The sequence below is a fragment of the Microbacterium sp. STRO-2N genome, from assembly GCF_057747775.1.
Genome location: NZ_CM173223.1, coordinates 1,505,748 through 1,527,121, shown reverse-complemented (window position 1 = coordinate 1,527,121; position 21,374 = coordinate 1,505,748). Strand labels below are relative to the sequence as shown.

The window sequence follows — 21,374 nt, the reverse complement described above, 5'->3', positions numbered from 1 at the left end:
TCAGGCGGAGCGGGCCGCGCGACGCGCAGCCAGTTCGTCCATCGCGCTGGGTTTCTCGACCTCGAACTCGACGAGTTCGGACTCGACCTCGCGCAGCACCTTGCCGACGGCGATGCCGAAGACGCCCTGGCCACGGCTGACGAGGTCGATCACCTCGTCGTTCGACGTGCACAGGTACACCGACGCGCCGTCGCTCATGAGCGTGGTGCCGGCGAGGTCGCGGATACCCGCGGCCCGGAGCTGCTCGACCGCGGTGCGGATCTGCTGCAACGAGATGCCGGTGTCGAGCAGTCGCTTGACGAGCTTGAGCACGAGGATGTCGCGGAAGCCGTACAGGCGCTGAGACCCCGAGCCGCTCGCGCCGCGCACGGTGGGCTCGACGAGCTCGGTGCGGGCCCAGTAATCGAGCTGCCGGTAGGTGATGCCGGCGGCGCGGGCGGCGACCGCACCGCGGTAGCCCACCTCGTCATCCATGGCCGGCAGACCGTCGGTGAAGAGGAGTTCGGCGACGAACGGCTCGTTGTCGGCCGCATCTCGAACAGTCACTTTTCCCCCCTCCGCAATCGGATACCTCCACGCTAGATGAGCCTCCCCCTCGCGGCAACGACATCCGCGGTTCGGCGTCCGGCGTGTCGCGTGCTTCGACAAGCTGAGCAACCCGTTGGAGCCGCCCCGCACACGGTTTGGAACCGCTCAGCGACCGGTTGAAGCCGGCGCAGGCCGATCAGGAGAGGAGCCGGTCCAGCGCGGATCGCACGAAGATCGCGCGGACCTCGTCGAGGCGCTTGGCCAGCTCAGGCGCGAGCTCGCCGGCGCGGCCGCGGGACGAGGCATCCGTCCGCCGCAGCAGCGGTGCGAGAGCCGACTCGACCAGCGCGACGTCGCGCTCGGCGTTCTGGCGGAGCGCCCGGACATGTCGCGGCTCGATGCCGTGGCGATCGAGCGCGACGAGCGCGCGCAGCAGCGCGACGGACTGCTCGGTGTAGCTCTCGGCGCCGGTGAGCACCCCGGTGCTGATGGCGTCGTTCAGCAGCTGCGGGGCGGCACCCGACGCGGCGAGGAGCTCGTCGCGTCGGTATCGCCGCGGCGCCGGGAGGATCGACGGCGGCGGTACCGCGGTCGGAGTGGCCGGGTCCCGCCCGGCGTCGACGTCCTCGAGATACTCGCGGATGACCGACAGCGGCAGGTAGTGGTCGCGCTGCAGCGTCAGTGCGAGCCGAAGCCGCTCGAGGTCGGCCTGCGAGAACTTGCGGTAGCCCGACTCCGTGCGCGTGGGCGTCACGATGCCCTGCACCTCGAGGAATCGGAGCTTGCTGGAGGTGAGCGAGGGGAACTCGGGCGACAGCCGCGCGAGCACCTGGCCGATGCTCAGAAGACCCGCGGACGCCGAGCGTTCGCGGGCGGATGCGGCCGGCATCAGGCGTCCGCCGCCTGCTGCAGGTCGGCGGGAGAGACGAAGAAGTTGAGACGGAACTTCCCGACGCGGACCTCGGCGCCGTTGGAGAGCGTGGCACGGTCGACGCGTTCGCCGTTGACGTACGTGCCGTTCAGCGAGCGCTGGTCGACCAGCTCGAACGTCGTGCCGGTGCGCGTGATCTCGGCGTGGCGACGCGACACGGTGACGTCGTCGAAGAAGATGTCGGCTTCGGGGTGCCGCCCCACCGTCGTCACGTCGGTGTCGAGCAGGTAGCGGGCTCCGGCTGTCGGCCCTGAGCGCACGAGCAGCAGCGCGGCGCCCGACGGCAGCGCGTCGATGGCCTCGAGCTCGGCCTCGCCCAGTTCGCTTCCGAACGGCACGAACGACAGGTCGGAGTCGTGTCCGAACGTCTGCGTCGTATCGGCCGCACGATCGGACTCGTGCGCGTCGGCCCCGGCAGCCCTGCGGATGTCGCCCTGGTCGGGTCGGCGGTCGTCCTCCACGGTGCTCCTCCTTCGACAGCCCAGCCTATCCGATCGCCCGTCGCGCGGAAGAGCCGGATTCGGACCGGATGCGCTCGCGCATTTGTTTCGTCGCGTGTCACGCGGGATGCCGTGCGGCGGGGGCCCGGCCTAGCCTGGCGGGACTCGATCAGAAGGAGCCGACCGTGTCCACCCCGCACCGCCACATCCCGCCCCTCGAGGTGCGCGAGCGTGCGGCGTGCATGTGCGACCACGGCGATGCCTGCAGCTCGTTCGCACCGGGCCACGCGCTCCACCTCATCCAGGCGCGACTGGCAGCTGCCACCCCGTCCGACTGGGCCGACGCGATCGTCGAGGCATCCGACCCGCGATCGGGCTTCCTCATCGTGCGCACGCTCACCGGCGCCGACCCGATCGCGCTGTGGAACGGCGCGGGCGCGGCGGTGCATGCGTCGCCGGGGACCCCGGTCGCGCTGCACGAGCGCTACGACGTGCTCGCCGTCGGCGGCACGCGGTTCAACGTCCTCCGCGGCTGAGCCGGAGAACGACGGATGGCGACGAGCTCAGCTCATCGCCATCATCGAGTTCTTCATGGCCATGCAGGCGTCCATGCACGCCTTGCAGGCCTGAGCGCACATCTTGCAGACCTCGCTGTGGTCGGCGTGCTCCATGCACTCGTCCATGCAGACCTGGCACATCGCGATGCAGGCGTCGAGCATCGACATCATCGCGGCCGGGGTCATCCCCTGGGGGCGCATCATGGCGCGCATCATCGTGTTGCACATGTCCGCGCAGTTCATGCACGCGGGCGCGCACGACATCATCTGCGTGGAGCACACCGTGCATGCCTGCTCGCAGGCCGAGCAGGCGTCCATACACGCCTGCATGACAGACATGTCCATGGTCTCCATGCCGGGCATCGACATCATGTCCTTCGACATGGCGCCCATCATCATGGCGTCCATCCGCCACCGTCCTTCCGCTGACCGGTCGGCGGGGCAGGTGCTCCCGCCTGCGGCCATGCTAGACCTCACGACGTACGGATCGAAGGGCCGGTTAGGCTCGATCGCGTGTTGTCACGAACATTTCACAATGCCCGCCTCTCGCGCCCTGTCACGCTTGTCGCGGCGGTGCTGCTGGCGGCTCTCGCGGTGCTCGCCTCGGCGCCGCCCGCTCACGCGCACGACGAGCTGCTCGGCAGCGACCCCGCTGCCGGAGCCACGGTCGACGGTCTCCCCGCCGAGCTGCGCCTCACCTTCAGCGGTGTGATCGCCGCCGCCGTGGGGGCGAGCGAAGTGCAGGTGACGGATGCCGAGGGCACCAGCCTCACCGAGGGTGAGCCGACCGCGCAGGACAACGTGCTCTCGCAGCCACTGTCGGGTGAGGCATCCGGCGCCGTCACGGTGCTGTGGAAGGTGGTCTCGAGTGACGGGCACCCCATCTCGGGAGAGTTCTCGTTCACCGTCGCCGGTGCTCCCGAGCCGACGGAGACCGCGTCACCGGCGCCGACCGAGACGACCGCTCCGTCCGGGACCGCCGAGCCGACGCAGACCGCGGAGCCGACGCCTCCGGCCGGCGAATCCGGGTCCGCCGACGTCTGGCCCTGGATCGTGCTGGCACTCCTCGGCCTCGCCGCGGTCGCGGCCCTGGTCTACGTCCTGGTGTCGCGCGGCCGGCGCGATCGGCAGCCCGCGGACGGCGGTGACCGCACGCCGGGCGACGACGGGCTGCCCGGCTCCGAGCCTCCTGCCGCCCACTAGGCTTTCAGACATGCCTCACTACGACGTCGCCATCCTCGGCGCGGGCCCCGGCGGGTACGTCGCGGCCGTCCGTGCCGCCCAGCTCGGCCTCACGGTCGCGATCATCGAAGAGAAGTACTGGGGCGGTGTCTGCCTCAACGTCGGCTGCATCCCCTCGAAGGCTCTGCTGAAGAACGCCGACCTTGCGCACCAGTTCCACCACAAGGCTGAGCTGTTCGGCATCTCGGGCGATGTGCACTTCGACTTCGGTGTCGCGTGGGATCGCAGCCGCAAGGTGGCGGACACGCACGTCAAGGGCATCCACTACCTGATGAAGAAGAACAAGGTCACCGAGTACGAGGGGCGAGGCACGTTCACCGGGCCCAACGCCATCCGGGTGGCCAAGGCCGACGGCACCTCCGAGGACGTCACGTTCGACAACGCCATCATCGCGACCGGGTCGAAGGTGCGACTGCTCCCCGGTGTCACGCTGAGCGAGAACGTCGTGACGTACGAGGAGCAGATCCTCGCCCGCGAGCTTCCGAAGTCCATCGTCATCGTCGGCGCCGGCGCGATCGGCATGGAGTTCGGCTTCGTCATGGCGAACTACGGCGTCAAGGTGACGATCATCGAATTCCTCGACCGCGCGCTCCCCAACGAGGACGCCGACGTCTCCAAGGAGATCACGAAGCAGTACAAGTCGTACGGGGTCGACATCCTCACCTCGACCAAGGTCGAGACGGTCACCGACCACGGCGATCGCGTCACGGTCACGTACACTCCGGCGGCCGGCGGCGAGGCGCAGTCCATCGACGCCGACAAGGTGCTGATGTCGATCGGCTTCGCGGCGAACGTCGAGGGCTTCGGCCTCGAGAACACCGGTGTGAAGCTCACCGAGCGCGGCGCCATCGACATCGACGACCACATGCGCACCAACGTGCCGCACATCTACGCGATCGGCGACGTCACCGCGAAGCTGCAGCTGGCTCACGTCGCCGAGGCGCAGGGCGTGGTCGCGGCCGAGACGATCGGCAAGGCGGAGACGATGACCCTCGGCGACTACCGCATGATGCCGCGCGCGACGTTCTGCTCGCCGCAGGTCGCGTCATTCGGCCTCACCGAGCAGCAGGCGCGCGACGCCGGCTACGACGTCAAGGTCGCGAAGTTCCCGTTCTCGGCGAACGGCAAGGCCAACGGCCTCGGCGAGGCCATCGGCTTCGTCAAGCTCATCGCGGACGGCGAGCACCTCGAGCTCCTCGGCGGCCACCTGATCGGACCGGACGTCTCGGAGCTGCTCCCCGAGCTCACGCTCGCGCAGAAGTGGGACCTGACCGCGCTCGAGGCGGCCCGCAACGTCCACACGCACCCGACCCTGTCCGAGGCGGTGCAGGAGGCCTTCCACGGCCTCGCGGGTCACATGATCAACCTCTGACGCCGCACGACAGAAGCCCCCGGGATCGTCGGATCCCGGGGGCTTCGTCGTCTCAGTGGCCGAGCGCTCGCGCGAGCTTCGAATCGGATGCCGCGGGCCGGGCGCCCGCGGCGCGTGCGGCCTGCTCGACAGCCGCGAAGAACGCCGCGCGCTGCGCCGGATCGGCGGGCGCGCCGGGGCCGAGCTCGACCTCCCATTCGTGCCATGCGCGCTCAATGCCGGAGCGCTCGTCGCGCGTGCGCACCGCGTCGTCGGCGAACTCGGCGATCACCCGTCCTGACTCGTCCAGCAGGAAGTACACGGTGCGCGAGTTCTGGATGCGGGCGAGCGGGCGGAACGAGGCATCCGTCACCGCCGAAAGCTCCGCACGCACCGCCTCGGGGATGGCGTCCGCTTCGCCGAGCGGCCACTGCAGCTCGACGCGACCGCCATCGGCGCCGCGCGGTCCCTTGATGTGCCAGCCCGCGTCGGGCCCGCCGGTGCGGCGGCGCAGAGCGTAACCGGCCTGCGCGAGCGAGCGCTCATCGTCGTCGTAGTACGCGGCGTCGAGCTCGCGCCTCTCACCGGCCGTCACCGAGGCGACACCCGGGACCGCCGACCAGTCCGGCAGAGCGGTGCCGTCGTCGACGTCGAACTTCAGCTCGATCTCGACCGAGCGCGAGGGCGCCGCGGCGCCGGGGTCAGCCGTCACGCCCGTCCGGGTTCGGGTCGATGTCTTCGGTGGACTCGACGTACTCGAAGCGCACCTCGGTGGGACCGTCGTCGGCGCCGGTGTTGCTCTCGCCGCCGTCGCGGCGGTAGACGAGCTGTCCCTCCCCGTAGGGGACGATGTACGAGTCGTTCACGGTCGGGTCCAGCGGGACGATCTGTCCGTCGAGCGGACCCCCGTGCAGTCGTGCGATGGCCATGTGCCCAGCGTAGACCCGGCCGCGCGAATCGCAGCGGGCTTGGGCCTCGCGTGCCGCGAGGCCCCCGGTGCAAGCGCTTCCAGCCGGTGCGCCTAGAATCGCGAGCGTGAAGGCCATCCGAACGTTCACCGTCCGTCCCGTCCTCGCCGAATCCCTCGCCCCGCTCGACCGCCTCGCCTCGAACTGGCGCTGGTCGTGGAGCCGCTCGACGCACGCACTCTTCGCGTCGATGGACCCGGCGCTGTGGGACGCGATCGGCGAGAACCCCGCTCGCATGCTGGGCGCGCTCGGCCAGCAGCGGCTGGACGAGCTCGCACAGGACGGCGGCTTCGTGGCGCGCGTGCGCGAGGAGGACGATCGCCTCACCGCGTACCTCGAGGGCGAGCGCTGGTACCAGCGACTCGAGGGCCCGAAGCCGATGCACATCGCGTACTTCTCCCCCGAGTTCGGCGTCGACGGCTCCCTGCCCCAGTACTCGGGTGGCCTCGGCATCCTCGCGGGCGACCACCTCAAGAGCGCGTCCGACCTTGGCGTGCCGCTCACGGGCGTCGGCCTCTTCTATCGCGCCGGCTACTTCCGCCAGTCGATCGGCGACGACGGCTGGCAGCGCGAGAGCTATCCGCTCCTCGACCCGTATGGGCTCGGCCTGACCCTCCTCCGCGGTGCCGGCGGAGCACCCGTCGAGATCGCGCTCGACCTTCCCGGCGACCGCCGGCTGCACGCGCGCGTGTGGGTCGCCGACATCGGCCGGATCCCGCTGCTCCTCCTCGACTCCGAGACGCCGTCGAACTCCGACGAGCTGCGCCGCGTGACAGACCGGCTGTACGGCGGCGGCGGCGAGCACCGGCTGCTGCAGGAGCTGCTGCTCGGCGTCGGCGGGGTGCGCGCGGTGCGCGCGTTCAGCGAGATCACCGGGCGCCCCGCCCCCGACGTCTACCACACCAACGAGGGGCACGCCGGGTTCCAGGGTCTGGAGCGGATGTCGGAGCTCATCACGCGCGACGGGCTGAGCTTCGACGAGGCACTGGCCCAGGTGCGCGCGGGCACGGTCTTCACGACGCACACCCCGGTGCCGGCGGGCATCGACCGATTCTCACGCGACCTCATCGCCGACCACCTCGCGAGCGGGCTCTTCCGCGGGCTCGACGCCGGGCGTGCCATCGCGCTCGGCCTCGAGACGTGGGACGGCGGCGACCAGGGCGTGTTCAACATGGCCGTGCTCGGGCTCCACCTGGGGCAGCACGCGAACGGCGTCTCACTGCTGCACGGCGAGGTCAGTCGCGGCATGTTCGGGATGCTGTGGCCCGGCGTCGACACCGACGAGGTGCCGATCACCTCGATCACAAACGGCGTGCACGCGCCGACCTGGGTGCATCCCGCGCTCAAGGCGCTGAGCGAGCGGGTGTGGGGCGACGCCTACACCGACACGCACGACTGGACCGACCGTGGTGCGGTCAGCGACGCCGAGCTGTGGGGCGTGCGCCAGCAGATGAAGGGCGAGCTGGTGGCCGAGGCACGGCGCCGGGTCGCGGCTGGGCCCACGCGCCCAGAGGCTCCGCGCGACGCGCCGGCGGCGCGTGGAGGGGGCGTGGGGACCGTCGCCAACGGATCGGGCGTCACGCCCTCGTGGGTCGAGGACCTGCTGGACCCCGAGGTGCTCACGATCGGCTTCGCGCGGCGCGTGCCCACCTACAAGCGGCTGACCCTGATGCTGCGCGACCCCGAGCGTCTCACGCGCCTGCTCACCGACCCGGAGCGCCCGGTGCAGATCGTGATCGGCGGCAAGTCGCACCCCGCCGACGACTCGGGCAAGATCCTCATCCAGCAGCTGGTGCGCTTCAGCCGCGACCCGAGGGTGCGTGGGCGCATCGTGTTCCTCCCCGACTACGACATCACGCTCGCGAAGGACCTGTACCCGGGCTGCGACGTCTGGCTCAACAACCCGCTGCGCCCGCTCGAGGCGTGCGGCACGAGCGGCATGAAGGCCGCGCTCAACGGCGCGCTGAACCTCTCGATCCTCGACGGCTGGTGGGACGAGTGGTTCGACGGCGAGAACGGCTGGGCGATCCCCACGGCCGACACCGCCTCGAACGACGAGGAGCGCGACGACGCGGAGGCGTCGGCGCTGTACGACCTCATCGAGCACCAGCTCGTGCCGAGGTTCTACGAGCGCGAGAGCGGCATCCCGACCGGCTGGCTGCGCATGGTGCGCCACACCATGACCGAGCTCGGCAAGAAGGCGACCAGCGACCGCATGGTGCGCGAGTACGTCGAGCGGCTGTACGTCCCGGCGGCGGCCCACGACGTGGCTCTGCGCGCCGACGGCTTCGCTGAGGCCAAAGAGCTCGCCGCCTTCGTCACACGGGTGAAGGATGCGTGGGGCCGCGTGTCGATCGCGAGCGTCGACAGTTCCGGCATCCCGCAGCAGGCGCAGGCCGGCGACACGCTCGAGGTGCGCGCCGACGTGCGGCTCGACGGCCTGTCGACGGACGACGTCGCGGTGGAGCTGGCCTACGGACGCACGGACGAGGACGACGCGCTCGCGGGCGACCACTCGGTGCACCGGCTCTCACCCGCCGGACCGCCGGTCGAGGGCATCACGACGTTCACCGGGTCGCTGCCGCTGACGGTGACCGGAACGTTCGGCTACACCGTGCGGGTCGTGCCGTCGCATCCGCAGCTCGTCTCGCCGGTCGAGCTCGGCCTCGTGACCTACGCGTCGTGACCCGGGTGAAGCCGTTCGTCCTCCTCGCGACGCGAGCGGAGGACGTCCCCGCCGACGAGGAGTACGCGCTGTTCCTGCGGTACACCGGGCTCGATGAGCGGGACCTCGTGCGCGTGCGTCTCGAGGCGGGGCCGATGCCGCAGCTCGACCTCGATGCCCTGTCGGGGATCTTCGTCGGCGGAGGTCCGTTCAACGCCTCCGATCCGCCCGAGGGCAAGTCCTCGGCGCAGCGGCGGGTGGAGGCGGAGTTCGCCTCGCTGCTCGACGAGGTCGTCGCCCGCGACTTCCCGTTCCTCGGCGCCTGCTATGGCGTGGGCACGCTCGGCGCCCACCAGGGCGCGGTCATCGACCGCACCTACTCCGAGCCGATCAGCGTCGTGCCGGTCACGCTCACCGAGGCCGGGGCATCCGATCCGCTGCTCGCCGGGATGCCGCCGACGTTCGAGGCGTTCGTCGGGCACAAGGAGGCGATCTCGTCGCTGCCGCCGACGGCGACGCTGCTGGCTTCGTCGCCCGGCTGCCCGGTGCAGATGTTCAAGGTGCGCGCGAACGTCTATGCGACGCAGTTCCACCCCGAGCTGGATGTCGACGGCATCACCACGCGGATCCACGCGTATGCCGACCACGGATACTTCGCCGCTCACGAGCTCGAGGTGACGCTCGCGGCCGTCCGTCGCGCACCGGTGTCGCACCCCAGCCGCATGCTGCAGACGTTCGTCGAGCGCTACGGCCGCTGACCAGGCCCTTCGCGCGGACCGCGGTGGCGCCCTCCCGACACCGGCCGCCTCCACCGACCGAGACCAGGTGCGTCATGGGTGCGAAGAAGCTGCTCATCACGGGTGCCGTGATCGCCGCGGCGGCCGCGACCGCCGCTCGCCTCAGCCGGCGGGCGCCGTGACGATGCGGGAGACGGACGTCTCGCCGACCGGCCGGAAGCCCTCGAGCTCCGAGCCGAGGCCGATGTCGGCGAGCACCAGCTCGCCGGCGAGCTCGGGCCCACGCCCGCGGACGAGCCCGGCCTTGACCGCGCCGAACGTGACGGTGACGGATGCCGGCAGCACGGCATCCCCCGCGGCTCCGGTGTCGGGCTGGAGGCCGCTCGGCAGGTCGACGGCGATGACGCGCGAGCGCCCCGCCCGGACCGCGGGCAGCAGTGCCTCGACCGCGTCACGGGCGTTGCCGCGGAGCGCGGGATCCACGGCGCCAAGACCGAGGATGCCGTCGAGGATGAGGTCGTAGTCGGTCGCCGCCTCTCGCACGGCGGGCATCTCGACGCGCCGCGCCCCGGCGCCGAGCGCCGCCGCGAGCCCGGCCTCGTGCACGCGCACGCCGACGGCGAGCACGTCCACGTCGACCTCGTCGGCCAGGTGCGCCGCGGCGTACAGCGCATCGCCGCCGTTGTCGCCGCTGCCCGCCAGCACGAGCAGGTGCTTGGCGTGGGTCGTGGGCAGGGCGCGCGGCGGCTCGCCCTCGGAGGCGACGGGCAGGTGACCGTCCTCGTACTCCCCGCGGACGACCTCGGCGAGCGCCGCGGCGGCACGCGCCATGAGCGGCTGCCCGGCGGCGAGGAGCGGCGACTCCGCGATACGCACCTGGTCCACGGTGTACACGGGCACGGTGGTCATGACTTCGCCCTCTCGGCATCGGCGTCCTTGCGCGCGAGGCGCAGTTCCTCCGTCACGACGGCGACGGCGTCCTCGGCTCGACGCACACGGCGGATCGCGAACGTCGGGGCGCCATGGCGTTCGCGCACGCGGTCGACACGCTCGCGTTCGGCGACGATGACCCACGTGCCGGCGATGAGGATCACCTGTGCCGACAGGTTCATCCACACCAGCAGCGCGATCAGGGCGGCGAACGACGCGAGCAGGGGGTTTGCTCCCGCTCCGCTCACGAACAGTCCCGACAGCTGCTGCAGCACCGTCAGGCCGAGGGCGCCGAGGAAGGCGCCCGACCACAGAGAGCGGGCGCTTGCGCGGACGCCGCTCAGTGCAACGAACGCCAGCGCGACGAGGGCCATGTCGAGGGCGAACACGACGACGAGCGAGACGCCGCGCGTCGCGAGGTCTGCGAGTGTGCTCCGACCGATCCCCGCCCAGTCCAGCGCCGCCCCGACGAACGAGGTGCCGACGAACGTCGCGCCCGCCGAGAGCACGAGCCCGCCGCCGATCGCGATCGCGAGCAGGAGGTTGCGCAGCAGCACCCACACGAAGAAGACGTCGTCGTGGATGCGGTCGGCCAGGGTCCGCAGCGCTGCGCGCAGCGATCCGATCGCGCCGATCGCGGCGCCTACGAGGGCCACGAGCGCGATCACGCCGGTGAGGGTGAACCCGGCCGGTGCCTGGATGTCCGTGACGTCGATGAGCCCGTCCTCTCCGACGAGACCCGGGATCGCGGCATCCACGGCCGACACCAGCGATGCCCAAGCGTCGGGGTTGTCGCTCAGCCAGATCGCCGCGAACGAGAAGCCGAGGAGCACCCCCGCGAACACCGAGAACAGTGCTCGGTAGGTGATGCTGTCGGACAGCATGGGGCCGCGGCGCTCCGCGTAGTGCAGCCACACGCGGACGATACGCAGCGAGAGCGCCCGCGCCGTGACTTTCGCGATCAGGTCCGCCATGGCGCAACGATACCGAGCGGGCGGTCAGCACCGTTCCGCCTTGACGTGCGGGCCGTCGTATGCCCACGGGAGCATCACGAGCGAGGCGCGGATCACGGGAGCGGGTGCCGACGAAGTGCTCAGGTCGCGGTCGGGGCCCTCGGATTCCCCGGACGCCCAGGGCGCCGCCGCGCCCCCAGAACCTATGATGAGCGTGGGAAGGAGCCCTGTGAGAGGACTGGCGCAGACGCTCGTGCGCACCGGCGTGGTCGATGCGCACGACATGTCGGACGTCGTGGCCCGCGCGGGCGACGGACCCGAGCTGCGCCACGAGCTCGTCACCGCCCGTCTCGCCACCGAGACCCAGATCGCCGAGGCGATCGCCGAGCAGTCCGGCCGGCCATTCGTCGATCTCGCCACGGCCGAGCTCGACCCCGACATCATCGCGCTCGTCCCCGCAGCGCTCTGCCGCCGCTATCAGGTCATCCCGATCGCGCGTGGGCGGCGACAGCTCACGATCGGCATGCTCGACCCGAGCGACCTGATCGCCCTCGACGATCTCGCAACGGCGACCGATCTCAACATCGTTCCGGTCGTGGTCGCCGCCGACGCCCTCGCCGCCACGTTCTCGCGCTTCCTCCGCTCCGACGAGGAGCTGAGTGATCTGTCGGAGCAGATCGGCGAGAGCGCCGCGATCGATGCGGGGCCGGCGAGCACCGAATCGCTCGAAGACCAGTCCGGCGATGCACCGATAGTGCGGTTCGTGAACCTGCTCATCACACAGGCGATCAGCGACCGCGCGAGCGACATCCACATCGAGCCCGGCGAACGGCACCTGGCCGTCCGGTACCGCATCGACGGCGTGCTGCACGAGATGCAGCGCGCCGACCGCGCCATCCAGGATGGCGTGATCTCCCGCCTGAAGATCATGGCGAACGTCGACATCGCCGAGCGGCGCCGCCCGCAGGATGGCCGCCTGTCGGTTCGCCACGAAGACCGCCAGGTCGACCTGCGTGTGGCGACGCTTCCCACCGTATGGGGCGAGAAGATCGTGATGAGGATCCTCGACAACTCCGGCACCGCGCTCGAGATGTCGCAGCTGCAGTTCTCGGCGATCAATGAGAAGCGATTCCAGCACGCCATCACGCGACCGCACGGCATGGTGCTGGTGACCGGGCCGACGGGTTCAGGCAAGTCGACGACGCTCTACACCGCGCTGCGCACAGTGGCCAGCTCGCAGATCAACGTCATCACCGTCGAGGATCCGGTCGAGTACCGCATCGAAGGCATCAGTCAAGTACAGGTCAACCAGCGCGCGGGGCTCACATTCCAGGCGGCGCTGCGATCGATCCTGCGCTCCGACCCAGATGTCGTGCTCGTCGGCGAGATCCGCGACACCGAGACCGCGCGCATCTCCATCGAGGCGGCGCTGACCGGCCACCTCGTGCTCTCGACGCTGCACACGAACGATGCGCCGAGCGCGCTGACGCGCCTCGTCGAAATCGGCTGCGAGCCCTTCCTGGTCGGCACCGCACTGTCAGCAGTGGTCGCCCAGCGTCTCGCGCGGCGCCTGTGCATGAACTGCCGCGCGCCCTACGTCGAGGACGTGGAGGCGCTGCGCTCGGTCGGCTTCCCGCACGATCCGGCCGACCTGCCGCAACTGTACCGCGCCGTCGGATGCTCGGCCTGCTCGGGCACGGGGTACCGCGGGCGCGTGGCTCTGCACGAGGTCATGACGCTCAGCGAGGGGATGGAGCAACTCGTCGTGGCGGGTGCGACCGGTACCGAGATGCGTCAGCTCGCCATCGCCGAGGGGATGGTCGCGCTCCGCGACGACGGCTTCAGCAAGGTGGCGCAGGGAATCACCACGGTCGACGAGATCATGCGTGTCGCGATCTGACCGTCGGCGTCACTGCCCGGACTGCCCCAACTCACCGTAGATCGAGAAGATCGGCATGTAGAGCGAGACGACCATGCCGCCGATGATGATGCCGATGCCGACGATCAGAATCGGCTCGATGGAGGCCGTGAGCTGCGACGTGGCCGTCTCGACCTCGTTCTCGTAGAAGTCCGCGATGCTGGCGAGCATGTCGGCGAGCGTGCCCGATTCCTCGCCGACCGCCGTCATCTGCGCCACCATCGGCGGGAACACCGCCGCCTTGGCCAGTGGTGCTGAGAACGAACGCCCCTGCCTCACCGACTCCTGGATCTCGCGCACCGCTTGTTCGATCTTCCAGTTGTTCGACGCCGAGCCGACGATCGACAGCGCTTGCACCAGCGGGACACCCGCGTTGAGCATCATCGAGAGGCTCCGCGTGAACCGCGCGACGGCGATCTTGGTGGCGAGCGGTCCCATGACGGGCAGTCTGAGCTTGAGAGGGTCCACGGCACGTCGCACCTTCTCGGACCGCCGGTTGCGCACCCACCACAGCCACACCGCGATTCCCGCGACGATCAGGAGCGGAAGCAGCCAGATCATACTGTCCGACAGCGTCACGAGGATCTGGGTCGGAATCGGCAGCTCCGAGCCGAGGTTGGTGAACATGCCCTCGAAGATGGGGACGACGAAGGTGACCATCGCGATCACGCCGAGGATCGCGATGACGAACACGATGATCGGGTACGTCGTCGCGGACTTGATCTTGCCCTGCAGCTCAGCCTCGCCCTGGTACGTCTCGGCGACGGTTGCGAGCGACTGTCCGAGGAAGCCGCCCATCTCACCCACGCGGACCATGCTGATCATCAGCGGTGGGAAGACCTCGGGGTAGGCCGACAGCGCGGCCGAGAACGACGACCCCGACTCGACACCGCTGTGCACGCCGATGAGCGCGCGTTGCAGCTTCTTGTCTTCGGCCTGTTCGATGAGGATGCCGAGGGTGCGCATGAGCGGAAGCCCGGCGTTGATGAGCCCCGCCATCTGCTTGGAGAACACCGCGAGCGTGCCGACCTTGACGCGCTTGTCGAATCCCGGGATCGAGATATCCCGGTTCAGCCCCGTCTTCGATGCGGGAGTCACGTGGAGGGGGGTCATGCCCTGCGCGCGCAGCTTGGCGGTGACGGCGCCCTCGCTCGGAGCCTCGAGCGTGCCCTTCACGATCGCACCGCCGGTGCCGTCGACCGCGCGGTAGGCGTACTCCTGGCTGAGGGCCATCAGTGCCCCCATCCCGTCGACGCCGGTTCGGGCGTGTGCACCGCCCACGCGTCGGCATGAAGCTCACGCGGACGCACGCGTGCCTGGTCGAGCGAGGCCGGATCGGCCGCGTACGACTTCGCCAGCGACATCGACAGGCTCCCGTCCTCGACGAGCCGCCTCAGGTCCTGGTCGAGCGTGTGCATGCCGAGGCTGCCGCCCGCCTGAAGCATCGAGTAGATCTGGCTGACCTGTCCCTCCCTGATGAGGTTCGCGATGGCCGGCGTGTTGATGAGCACCTCGGTCGCGATCACGCGTCCATCGCCGTGCGCCATCGGCAGCAGGGTCTGGCTGATGATGCCCTGCAGCGTGTCGCCGAGCTGTGTGCGCACCTGCGTCTGCTGATCGGGTGGGAAGGCGTCCACGATGCGGTTGATCGACTTCGCGGCGCTCTGCGTGTGGAGGGTCGAGAGCACGAGGTGGCCGGTCTCGGCGGCCGACAGCGCCGTCGAGATGGATTCGGGGTCTCGCAACTCGCCGATGAGGATGACATCGGGGTCCTGGCGCAGCACCCGTCGCAGCGCTTCGGCGAAGGATCTGGTATCGCTGCCGATCTCCCGCTGGTGGATCAGCGACATGCGGCTGGTGTGTTGGAACTCCACCGGATCCTCGACCGTCACGATGTGCGCCGGCAGCGTCCTGTTCACGATGTCGAGCATCGCGGTGAGCGTCGTCGACTTGCCCGACCCGGTTGGGCCGGTGACGAGCACCAGTCCGCGCGGTTTCAGCACGAGATCGCGGGCGACCGCCGGCACGCCGAGCATCTCGAGGGAGAACGCCTTGTCGGGGATGAACCGCAGGGCTACGGCGACATCGCCCAGCTGCCGGAAGACGTTCACGCGGAAGCGGGCCACGCCCGGCACGGTGTACGACAGATCGACCTCGCCCGACTCACGGAACTCCGCGATCTGCTCGTTCGTCATGAGTCCGCCGATCGCACCCTCGAGCCAGTTGGCGCCGGTGGGCTCGGTGAACCCGGGGATCGACGCGAGGTCGCCCTTCACGCGCATGAGCGGCGGGTGGTTGGCCGTGAGGTGGACGTCGGAGGCTCCCGCGGCTCCGGCGGTCGCGAGCATCGAGGGCAGGGCGTTCGAGTCGTAGGTCATATCATTCCTCGGTCCGGATGAAGGCCAGAGCGGTGACGGTCAGCGTGCCCTCGTCGAGTGTTCCGTCGATCGGTGCCAGAAGCCGGGGACCGCGGCCGAGCGCATCGATGAACGCGGCGGCCTGCGCGGCGTCGGCGAGTTCCACGACGATCGTGAGCGGGACCTGCCGCCACGGGGAATCGCCTGCGGGCGGCGCGGCGGCGTCCGAAGCGGCGCTCGAGTCGGCGGCCGCGGCATCCGTTCCCGCGGCGGCCGGCGGTGCGGTCGCGGACGGCTCGGTCGCGGGGGGAGTATCGGCGGCCGCAGCAGCCTCGCCGACGGCAGTCCCGCGAGGCGCCCAGTCCTCTGGATCACCCGCCGAGACGTTCGTGATCGTCGCACCCGTGTCGGCGGCTGACGCGATCACGATCTCGAAGACGTCGTCGAGCTGCGGGATCGCGGCGATCTGACGACGCAGGTTCGCGAGATCGGCCGTGGTCTCGTCCATGCGCTCGCGCTCCGCCGACAGCGTCTGCACCTGGATGTCGTACACGTCATTGGTCTGCGCGACGGTGCGAGCCGAGGCATCCGTCGTCTGCGACGACCCGTACATCGGCAGGGCGATGAGGGCGACGCCGGCGACGATCACACCGATCACGACGACGGCTCCGAGGAGGTTGATGAGCTGTTTGGGGATGTTCATTCCGCCTCCTCCTGCGCGTACGCACCGGTGTATCGAGACTGATCGAGCGCGATGCGGATCTCGTACGTATACGCGTCCTGCTCGGCGGTCGTCTGCCAGCCGTCCGCTTCGAGCACGCCCGGCAGGGGACGGAGAGCCCGCACCAGCGGCACGATCTCGGTCGGTGTCGCGCTGGTGAGCGTGAACGTTCCTGAGACGCCGACCTCGACCGCCGGATCCTCCCCCTGCGGAGCAGGACCCGGCGCCAGGCTGAACCCTGTGATCGAGACGCCGGCGGGCAGTTGCTGCTGGACGGTCGCGATCAACGGGCTCCACCGGAGGTCGGTGGCCATCGCGTCTGCGCGAAAGGTCTGCAGGTCGGCTTCGAGAGCGAGCGCGCGCTGCACGTCTCCCAGCTCCGCGAGCTGACCGAGGAGCGAGGTCGTACGCGCCTGCTCCACGAGCAGCCGCTGGGTCGCGATGATCTGGAGCCCGAAGGCGAGGCCGGATGCCGCAACCACGAGCAGCAACGCCCCGACGAGTGCGCCGATCCAGCGCCTCGCCAGCCTCACCCGCTCACGACGCTCGGTTTCGGCGCGGGGCATGAGATTGACGCGCGGAGCCGCACCCCAGGTCTGGATCGCTGGATTCGCTGTCGCCATCAGCGCGCCTCCCCCATCGCCAGGCCGACCGTCGCGACCAGATCGAGCGCGTCCTCGCCCGTGGGCATGCGCTTGCCCGCGACCAGCTGCGCGACGCCGAGGTACTCGACGGGCACGGGGAGGCTCGCGGCGAGCGCCTCCGTCACGCCGGGCGCCGCCGCACCTGCACCAGTGACGAGAACACGGCGGATGGGCGCTCCGCCGGACCGCTCGGCGTAGAAGGCGAGCGTGCTCCGCAGTCGGCCGACCAGGTCGGCGACCGCCGACTCCGACATGCCTGCGCGGCGCGGCGCTCGGGCCGCGGCCCGCGAGCGGCGGCCGAGCGGCGCCTCGGCGGGAACGGTCTCGAGCTCCGCCTCGGCCGGGACGGTCTCTTCCGCCGTCGCGGCGAGCGCGGCGAGTTCGCGCTCACGCACCGCCCGGGTCACGATGTCGACCGGGATGATGCGCACGAAGCGCGGAATGCCGCCCTCGACGACGACGACATAGCTGGTGTGGTCGCCGAGATGGAATGCGGCCAACGACTCGCTCGGGGCCGACACCCGCGCGATCGCCCTCGCCAGGCCGAACGGCGCGAGGTCGACGACGTCGACGGTGAGCTTGGCTTTGGCGACCGCCGCAATCAGCTGCTCGACGGTCTCGGCGACCGCCGCCACCAGCAGACCAGCGACCTGGTCGCCCTCCTGTGACGCCGGATAGAAATCGAGCACCGCCTGCTCCAGCGGCACGGGAAGCAGATCCTGGACCTGATACGGCAGAGCCTGACGGAGCAGGTCCGGACGCATCGCGGGAGCGGTGTGCTCGCGCACCAGGATGCGCCGGCTGCCGAGGCCCAGCACGACCCGGCGCCCCCGGATGCCCGCGCGACTCCACAGCTGGCGCAGAGCGAGTGCCACCGCATCCGCGTCGAAGATCTCGGAGTCCTTCGCGGCTCCCGGAGGAAGCGGCACGGAGCCGCTGGCGATCAGGGTCGGCGTACGCCCGGTGCTGACCTCGGCCGCTCTCACCCCCTCTTCGGTGATCTCGAGCCCGACGATGCTGTGCGCCATGGCTTGTCCTTTCCGATGATGTCGCCGCGGATCACGCGACGAAGAAGAGTCCGATGTACCAGCGGGCGATCGTGTCGCCCACGAGAATGCCGACCCACGCGCCGGCGAGCATCCACGGTCCGAAGGGGATGGCGGTCCGCCGCCCCGCGCGGCGCGCGATCAGCAGCGCGATGCCGAAGACGCCACCGAGGAGAAACGCGGCGAACGCCCCGACGACAAGCGGCGCCCAGCCGAGCCACGCCAGGCACATCCCGACGATGCCGGCGAGCTTGACGTCGCCTCCGCCCATGCCCGCCGGTCGGATGAGCCGGAGCACGAAGTAGAACCCGAAGAGGATCATGCCCCCGATCGCGGCGCGGAGGAGCGCATCCCACGGCAGGCCCAGCAGGCAGGCGATCGTGAACAGGATGCCGACCACTGGGTAGCCCGGCAGCACGATGGCGTTCGGTAGACGGCGGGTGTCGAGGTCGATGAGCGTGAGGGCGATGCTGATCGAGGCGAAGTACAGGTACGCCACGACGACCGCGGCGAAAGCACCCCAGCCGGTCTCCGATCCGCGAACGGGGGCCGCCACCTCGAGAAAGGCCCACACGACCCCGACGAATGCCGCGCCCGTCGCGAGTTCCACGAGCGGGTAACGCGCCGAGATACGGGCCTTGCAGCTTGCGCACCGTCCCCGCAGCACGAGCCACGACACGACCGGCACGTTCTGCCACGGTTTCACGGCCGCGTCGCACTGCGGGCAGCGGCTCTCGCGCGTGAGCGGGATACCGGCGGGCACGCGATACACGACGACGTTCAGGAACGACCCGATCACGAGCCCCAGCACCCCGGCGAGGACGAGGAGCGCCGCGAGCACCGCAGGCGAGACGGCGGTCATGGGGCACCGCCTATAGGTGCCTGGACGTCCCTCTGCGAGACGAGCTCCCCGAGTGACGTCGTGGTCGGCCCCGACCCGCTTCCACCGGGCCCGAAGCCCCACTGCCCCGGCAATGCCATTGCATGGGTGTAGATCTTGATGTCGCCGCCGTCGTCGAGTGTGCCTCCGTACATCGAACCCGACCACACGCCGCCGTGCCCGATGCGGATCTTGCACGGCGTGTACATCATCGCGTTCACGGTGACGTTCACACTCGCGTCCGTCTCGATCTGATAGTCCCAGGAGTTCGCGCTGTCGGCCGCGGGGCACGTCGGCTGGTTGTCGTCGACCAGGTCGGGAACCACGAACCACGCTTGCGGATCCGTGCCGGCTTTCGCCGAGATCTTGAGATTCCCGAGCGTGTAGGCATTCGCCAGGAACACGAGGTTGACCCCGAGTGTCGCCGTCGAGTTCGCGCCCAGAGCCGTGTCCATTCCTCCACGGCAGGCGCGCGCGTCGATGACAGTGTTCTTCGTCAATCCCGAGACGTATGCAGTCCAGAAGGTGGTCGCGCTTCCCTTCCAGTTCGTGCAGTTGTAGGGGGTGGACGTCGCGGTCAGCGTCACCACGTCATAGCCCGGCCAATCCGCGGGCTGGTACGCGTAGTCGAACCATGGCTCCATCGTCGGGGTGCCGATCGTCGGCGACCAGACGATTCCGCCTGCCTGACCCCCGTTGATCTGCGCATGCGACGTCGGATTCCCCGAGAGCTTGCGCCAGTTCGCCGTGAGCGATGCCGTGCTCGGAAGCGTCAGCGTGCCGCCGATCCGTGCGGGTGAGCCGCCGAGAAGCACGTCCCCGACGACCATTGCGCTGCCGAGCACCTGATCGCCGTTGTTGAGATAGAGCGCGTTACCTCCTGTCACGGGGTTCGCGCCCCCGACATACAGGCTGCCGGTGATCGTGCAGCCGGACTGCCCGAGGATCGATCCCTTGGTGATGATGTTCCCGGGCACCGTGGTCTTGCATTCGAAGGCGCCCCCGCCTGGGAAGAGGATCGTCGCCATGCCGGCGGTCTCGGGCATCACGTGGTTGGTGAAGTACACCGAATCCGAGCCGGAGTTGAAGAATACGAGCTCGGCCACGCCTTCCGGCGTCACGCTCGCGGTGTACTTGTACTCGGCTTCGGTGACGGTCGTCTCGCCCCCGTCGCCGGTGCCTGTGGAGGTGAATGTCACGCGTCCCGCGCTCGCATCGCACGTGACCGCGACGCTGTACCTCGGCGCAGAGGTGCTCGACGGCACCGACATCGCGCAGACGTCCGGCTCGGACATCGCCTGCGCGACGGCCGCGGAGATGCCCGCGTCGGCCGCGGCGCGCGACTGCACATACGAGCGGCTGTCCGCGAGCATGCCGGACGTGTTGACGAGGACCACAGAAAGGACCAGCGCTCCGATGGTGAGGACGGTCATGATGATGAGCGCCGAGATCATGGTCGAGCCACCATCCGGCGCGGCGACCCTGTCGTGAGAATCCGAGTTCGTCATGACGTCCCTCCTGATTCCGTGAGCGCCTGGGCGATGATCGTGCTCTCGAGGTCGACCCGCGCTTTGCCGGCCGAGACAACGAGATCGACGATGAGGACGCGGTCCGTCGAGGAGTAATCGAACATCCCGTCGACACGATCGGAGCCCGTGCCGAGGCCCGAAGCCAGGAATCCCCATTCCTCGACGGAGTCCAACGCGATGGGAACATCGGATTCGCGGTATCGGAAGCGTCCGTCAGGGCTGAGTCCCCATCCCCGATAGGTCACGTCGCCGGACCCGGTGATGATCCTCGCCACCACCACGGTCGTCGTCGCAGAAACGTCGGTGGCGTTGCGGATTCCGGCCAGCGAGGTGCTGATGACGTTCGCGTAGCCGGTGGCTCGGTCGCGCTCCGTCGAACGGGTCTGCGCGGCGAGCCCCTGCGCGAACATCGTGGCGAGCAGCGCCGCGAACAGCGCCGAGACGACGATGTAGACGATGAGCTCGACGAGGGTGACGCCCTGATCGTCGCGGAGGTTCATGGACCCGACACCAGCACGCTCGTCGTCAGCTCCACTCGTGAAGACGTGCGATCCCCATCGACCACGACGGCGACGGTCACCGCCTCCGGCCCCGCGACGCCGACACAGTCGATCGATTCGAACGCGACGCTCAATCCTGGCGAAGCAGCAGCGGCCTCGAGCTCTGCTACCGCGTCCTCCAGGTCGCCACACGTGCCCGTTTCGTCAGGGTCATTCGGGAACGCGGCGCGGACCGCACTCAACTGGGCGCTCGCCACGCCGATGGCCGACACGGTGTCTTGGTTCGCCGTGCTCAGGCTGCTGGCGCGGATGATGAGCGGGAGAACGGCGAGCGACAGCACCGCGAGGAGGAACATCGCGATGATGACCTCGACGAGGCTGAAGCCCTCTTCGTGGCGTGACACGGCCACATCACCTCCCGGCCGATCATGGTGCGGCCAGGCCCGGCCCCCGCGGGCCCGGACCTGGCCGATCGTT

Annotated in this window: 23 protein-coding genes; 6 read left to right on the top strand and 17 right to left on the bottom strand. The window is 69.8% G+C overall.

The genetic code is table 11. The features are described 5' to 3' along the window. The 3 genes from AC3ANN_RS07055 to AC3ANN_RS07045 all read right to left on the bottom strand — a co-directional run bounded on the left by AC3ANN_RS07055 (position 1) and on the right by AC3ANN_RS07045 (position 1,920). Positions 1–546, bottom strand: coding sequence for a MerR family transcriptional regulator (locus tag AC3ANN_RS07055; RefSeq protein WP_488340268.1), 546 nt, complete (start codon positions 544–546; stop codon positions 1–3). A gap of 178 nt (positions 547–724) precedes the next feature. Next, positions 725–1,417, bottom strand: coding sequence for a transcriptional regulator FtsR (ftsR, locus tag AC3ANN_RS07050; protein ID WP_488340267.1), 693 nt, complete (start codon positions 1,415–1,417; stop codon positions 725–727). Continuing rightward, positions 1,417–1,920, bottom strand: a complete 504-nt coding sequence (locus tag AC3ANN_RS07045; RefSeq protein WP_488340266.1) for an FHA domain-containing protein — start codon at positions 1,918–1,920, stop codon at positions 1,417–1,419. The genes ftsR and AC3ANN_RS07045 overlap by 1 nt, the downstream gene beginning before the upstream one ends. A 164-nt stretch (positions 1,921–2,084) precedes the next feature. On the opposite strand from AC3ANN_RS07045, the gene AC3ANN_RS07040 reads away from it, so the two are divergent. Continuing rightward, entirely contained in the window at positions 2,085–2,435 is a 351-nt protein-coding gene (locus AC3ANN_RS07040) for a hypothetical protein (RefSeq protein ID WP_488340265.1), read from the top strand. 27 nt (positions 2,436–2,462) lie between these two features. On the opposite strand, the gene AC3ANN_RS07035 is transcribed toward AC3ANN_RS07040, so the two are convergent. After that, a complete protein-coding gene (locus AC3ANN_RS07035) occupies positions 2,463–2,864 on the bottom strand; it encodes a four-helix bundle copper-binding protein (RefSeq protein WP_488340264.1) in 402 nt (133 codons plus the stop codon). Between the two features lie 105 nt (positions 2,865–2,969). Between AC3ANN_RS07035 and AC3ANN_RS07030 the strand changes: the two genes are divergently transcribed. Continuing rightward, entirely contained in the window at positions 2,970–3,659 is a 690-nt protein-coding gene (locus AC3ANN_RS07030) for a copper resistance CopC family protein (protein ID WP_488340263.1), read from the top strand. Positions 3,660–3,669: 10 nt separating this feature from the next. Then, positions 3,670–5,070 carry a dihydrolipoyl dehydrogenase gene (gene lpdA / locus AC3ANN_RS07025; RefSeq protein WP_488340262.1) on the top strand — a complete coding sequence of 467 codons (1,401 nt, stop codon included), beginning with the start codon at positions 3,670–3,672 and terminating at the stop codon, positions 5,068–5,070. Between the two features lie 52 nt (positions 5,071–5,122). On the opposite strand, the gene AC3ANN_RS07020 is transcribed toward lpdA, so the two are convergent. Together AC3ANN_RS07020 and AC3ANN_RS07015 are read right to left on the bottom strand one after the other, a co-directional pair. Continuing rightward, positions 5,123–5,761 carry a CYTH domain-containing protein gene (locus tag AC3ANN_RS07020; RefSeq protein ID WP_488340261.1) on the bottom strand — a complete coding sequence of 213 codons (639 nt, stop codon included), beginning with the start codon at positions 5,759–5,761 and terminating at the stop codon, positions 5,123–5,125. Continuing rightward, positions 5,751–5,978, bottom strand: a complete 228-nt coding sequence (locus AC3ANN_RS07015; RefSeq protein WP_488340260.1) for a response regulator — start codon at positions 5,976–5,978, stop codon at positions 5,751–5,753. The genes AC3ANN_RS07020 and AC3ANN_RS07015 overlap by 11 nt, the downstream gene beginning before the upstream one ends. A gap of 106 nt (positions 5,979–6,084) precedes the next feature. On the opposite strand from AC3ANN_RS07015, the gene glgP reads away from it, so the two are divergent. Continuing rightward, on the top strand, positions 6,085–8,703 hold the full coding sequence (gene glgP, locus AC3ANN_RS07010) for an alpha-glucan family phosphorylase (RefSeq protein WP_488340259.1): 2,619 nt from the start codon (positions 6,085–6,087) through the stop codon (positions 8,701–8,703). Positions 8,704–8,708: 5 nt separating this feature from the next. Continuing rightward, a complete protein-coding gene (locus AC3ANN_RS07005; protein ID WP_488340798.1) occupies positions 8,709–9,440 on the top strand; it encodes a glutamine amidotransferase in 732 nt (243 codons plus the stop codon). Between the two features lie 141 nt (positions 9,441–9,581). Here the strand turns inward: AC3ANN_RS07005 and AC3ANN_RS07000 are convergent, their stop codons facing one another. Beyond that, positions 9,582–10,328, bottom strand: coding sequence for an NAD(P)H-hydrate epimerase (locus AC3ANN_RS07000; RefSeq protein ID WP_488340258.1), 747 nt, complete (start codon positions 10,326–10,328; stop codon positions 9,582–9,584). After that, positions 10,325–11,323 (bottom strand): YihY/virulence factor BrkB family protein, encoded by a 999-nt coding sequence (locus AC3ANN_RS06995; RefSeq protein WP_488340257.1) that lies wholly within the window; start codon positions 11,321–11,323, stop codon positions 10,325–10,327. The genes AC3ANN_RS07000 and AC3ANN_RS06995 overlap by 4 nt, the downstream gene beginning before the upstream one ends. Before the next feature lie 208 nt (positions 11,324–11,531). Here AC3ANN_RS06995 and AC3ANN_RS06990 point away from each other — a divergent pair, with 208 nt between their 5' ends. Beyond that, entirely contained in the window at positions 11,532–13,202 is a 1,671-nt protein-coding gene (locus tag AC3ANN_RS06990) for a GspE/PulE family protein (protein ID WP_488340256.1), read from the top strand. A 9-nt stretch (positions 13,203–13,211) separates the two neighbouring features. On the opposite strand, the gene AC3ANN_RS06985 is transcribed toward AC3ANN_RS06990, so the two are convergent. The 9 genes from AC3ANN_RS06985 to AC3ANN_RS06945 are packed head-to-tail and all read right to left on the bottom strand — an operon-like array spanning position 13,212 to position 21,301. Then, a complete protein-coding gene (locus AC3ANN_RS06985; RefSeq protein WP_488340255.1) occupies positions 13,212–14,453 on the bottom strand; it encodes a type II secretion system F family protein in 1,242 nt (413 codons plus the stop codon). Then, complete coding sequence (locus AC3ANN_RS06980; RefSeq protein ID WP_488340254.1) at positions 14,453–15,598, bottom strand: type IV pilus twitching motility protein PilT; 1,146 nt, start codon at positions 15,596–15,598, stop codon at positions 14,453–14,455. The genes AC3ANN_RS06985 and AC3ANN_RS06980 overlap by 1 nt, the downstream gene beginning before the upstream one ends. A 1-nt stretch (position 15,599) precedes the next feature. Further along, entirely contained in the window at positions 15,600–16,280 is a 681-nt protein-coding gene (locus tag AC3ANN_RS06975) for a hypothetical protein (RefSeq protein WP_488340253.1), read from the bottom strand. Further along, positions 16,277–16,921, bottom strand: a complete 645-nt coding sequence (locus tag AC3ANN_RS06970; RefSeq protein ID WP_488340252.1) for a hypothetical protein — start codon at positions 16,919–16,921, stop codon at positions 16,277–16,279. The genes AC3ANN_RS06975 and AC3ANN_RS06970 overlap by 4 nt, the downstream gene beginning before the upstream one ends. Beyond that, positions 16,921–17,970, bottom strand: a complete 1,050-nt coding sequence (pilM, locus tag AC3ANN_RS06965; protein WP_488340251.1) for a pilus assembly protein PilM — start codon at positions 17,968–17,970, stop codon at positions 16,921–16,923. Before pilM ends, AC3ANN_RS06970 begins: the two co-directional genes overlap by 1 nt. Positions 17,971–18,001: 31 nt before the next feature. Beyond that, positions 18,002–18,850, bottom strand: coding sequence for a prepilin peptidase (locus AC3ANN_RS06960; protein WP_488340250.1), 849 nt, complete (start codon positions 18,848–18,850; stop codon positions 18,002–18,004). Next, positions 18,847–20,376 carry a hypothetical protein gene (locus AC3ANN_RS06955; RefSeq protein ID WP_488340249.1) on the bottom strand — a complete coding sequence of 510 codons (1,530 nt, stop codon included), beginning with the start codon at positions 20,374–20,376 and terminating at the stop codon, positions 18,847–18,849. Before AC3ANN_RS06955 ends, AC3ANN_RS06960 begins: the two co-directional genes overlap by 4 nt. Then, the gene (locus AC3ANN_RS06950; protein WP_488340248.1) at positions 20,373–20,897 is read right to left on the bottom strand and encodes a pilus assembly FimT family protein; all 525 of its coding nucleotides are present in this window, start codon (positions 20,895–20,897) and stop codon (positions 20,373–20,375) included. Before AC3ANN_RS06950 ends, AC3ANN_RS06955 begins: the two co-directional genes overlap by 4 nt. Continuing rightward, the gene (locus AC3ANN_RS06945; RefSeq protein ID WP_488340247.1) at positions 20,894–21,301 is read right to left on the bottom strand and encodes a prepilin-type N-terminal cleavage/methylation domain-containing protein; all 408 of its coding nucleotides are present in this window, start codon (positions 21,299–21,301) and stop codon (positions 20,894–20,896) included. The genes AC3ANN_RS06950 and AC3ANN_RS06945 overlap by 4 nt, the downstream gene beginning before the upstream one ends. Positions 21,302–21,374 lie beyond the last annotated feature (73 nt).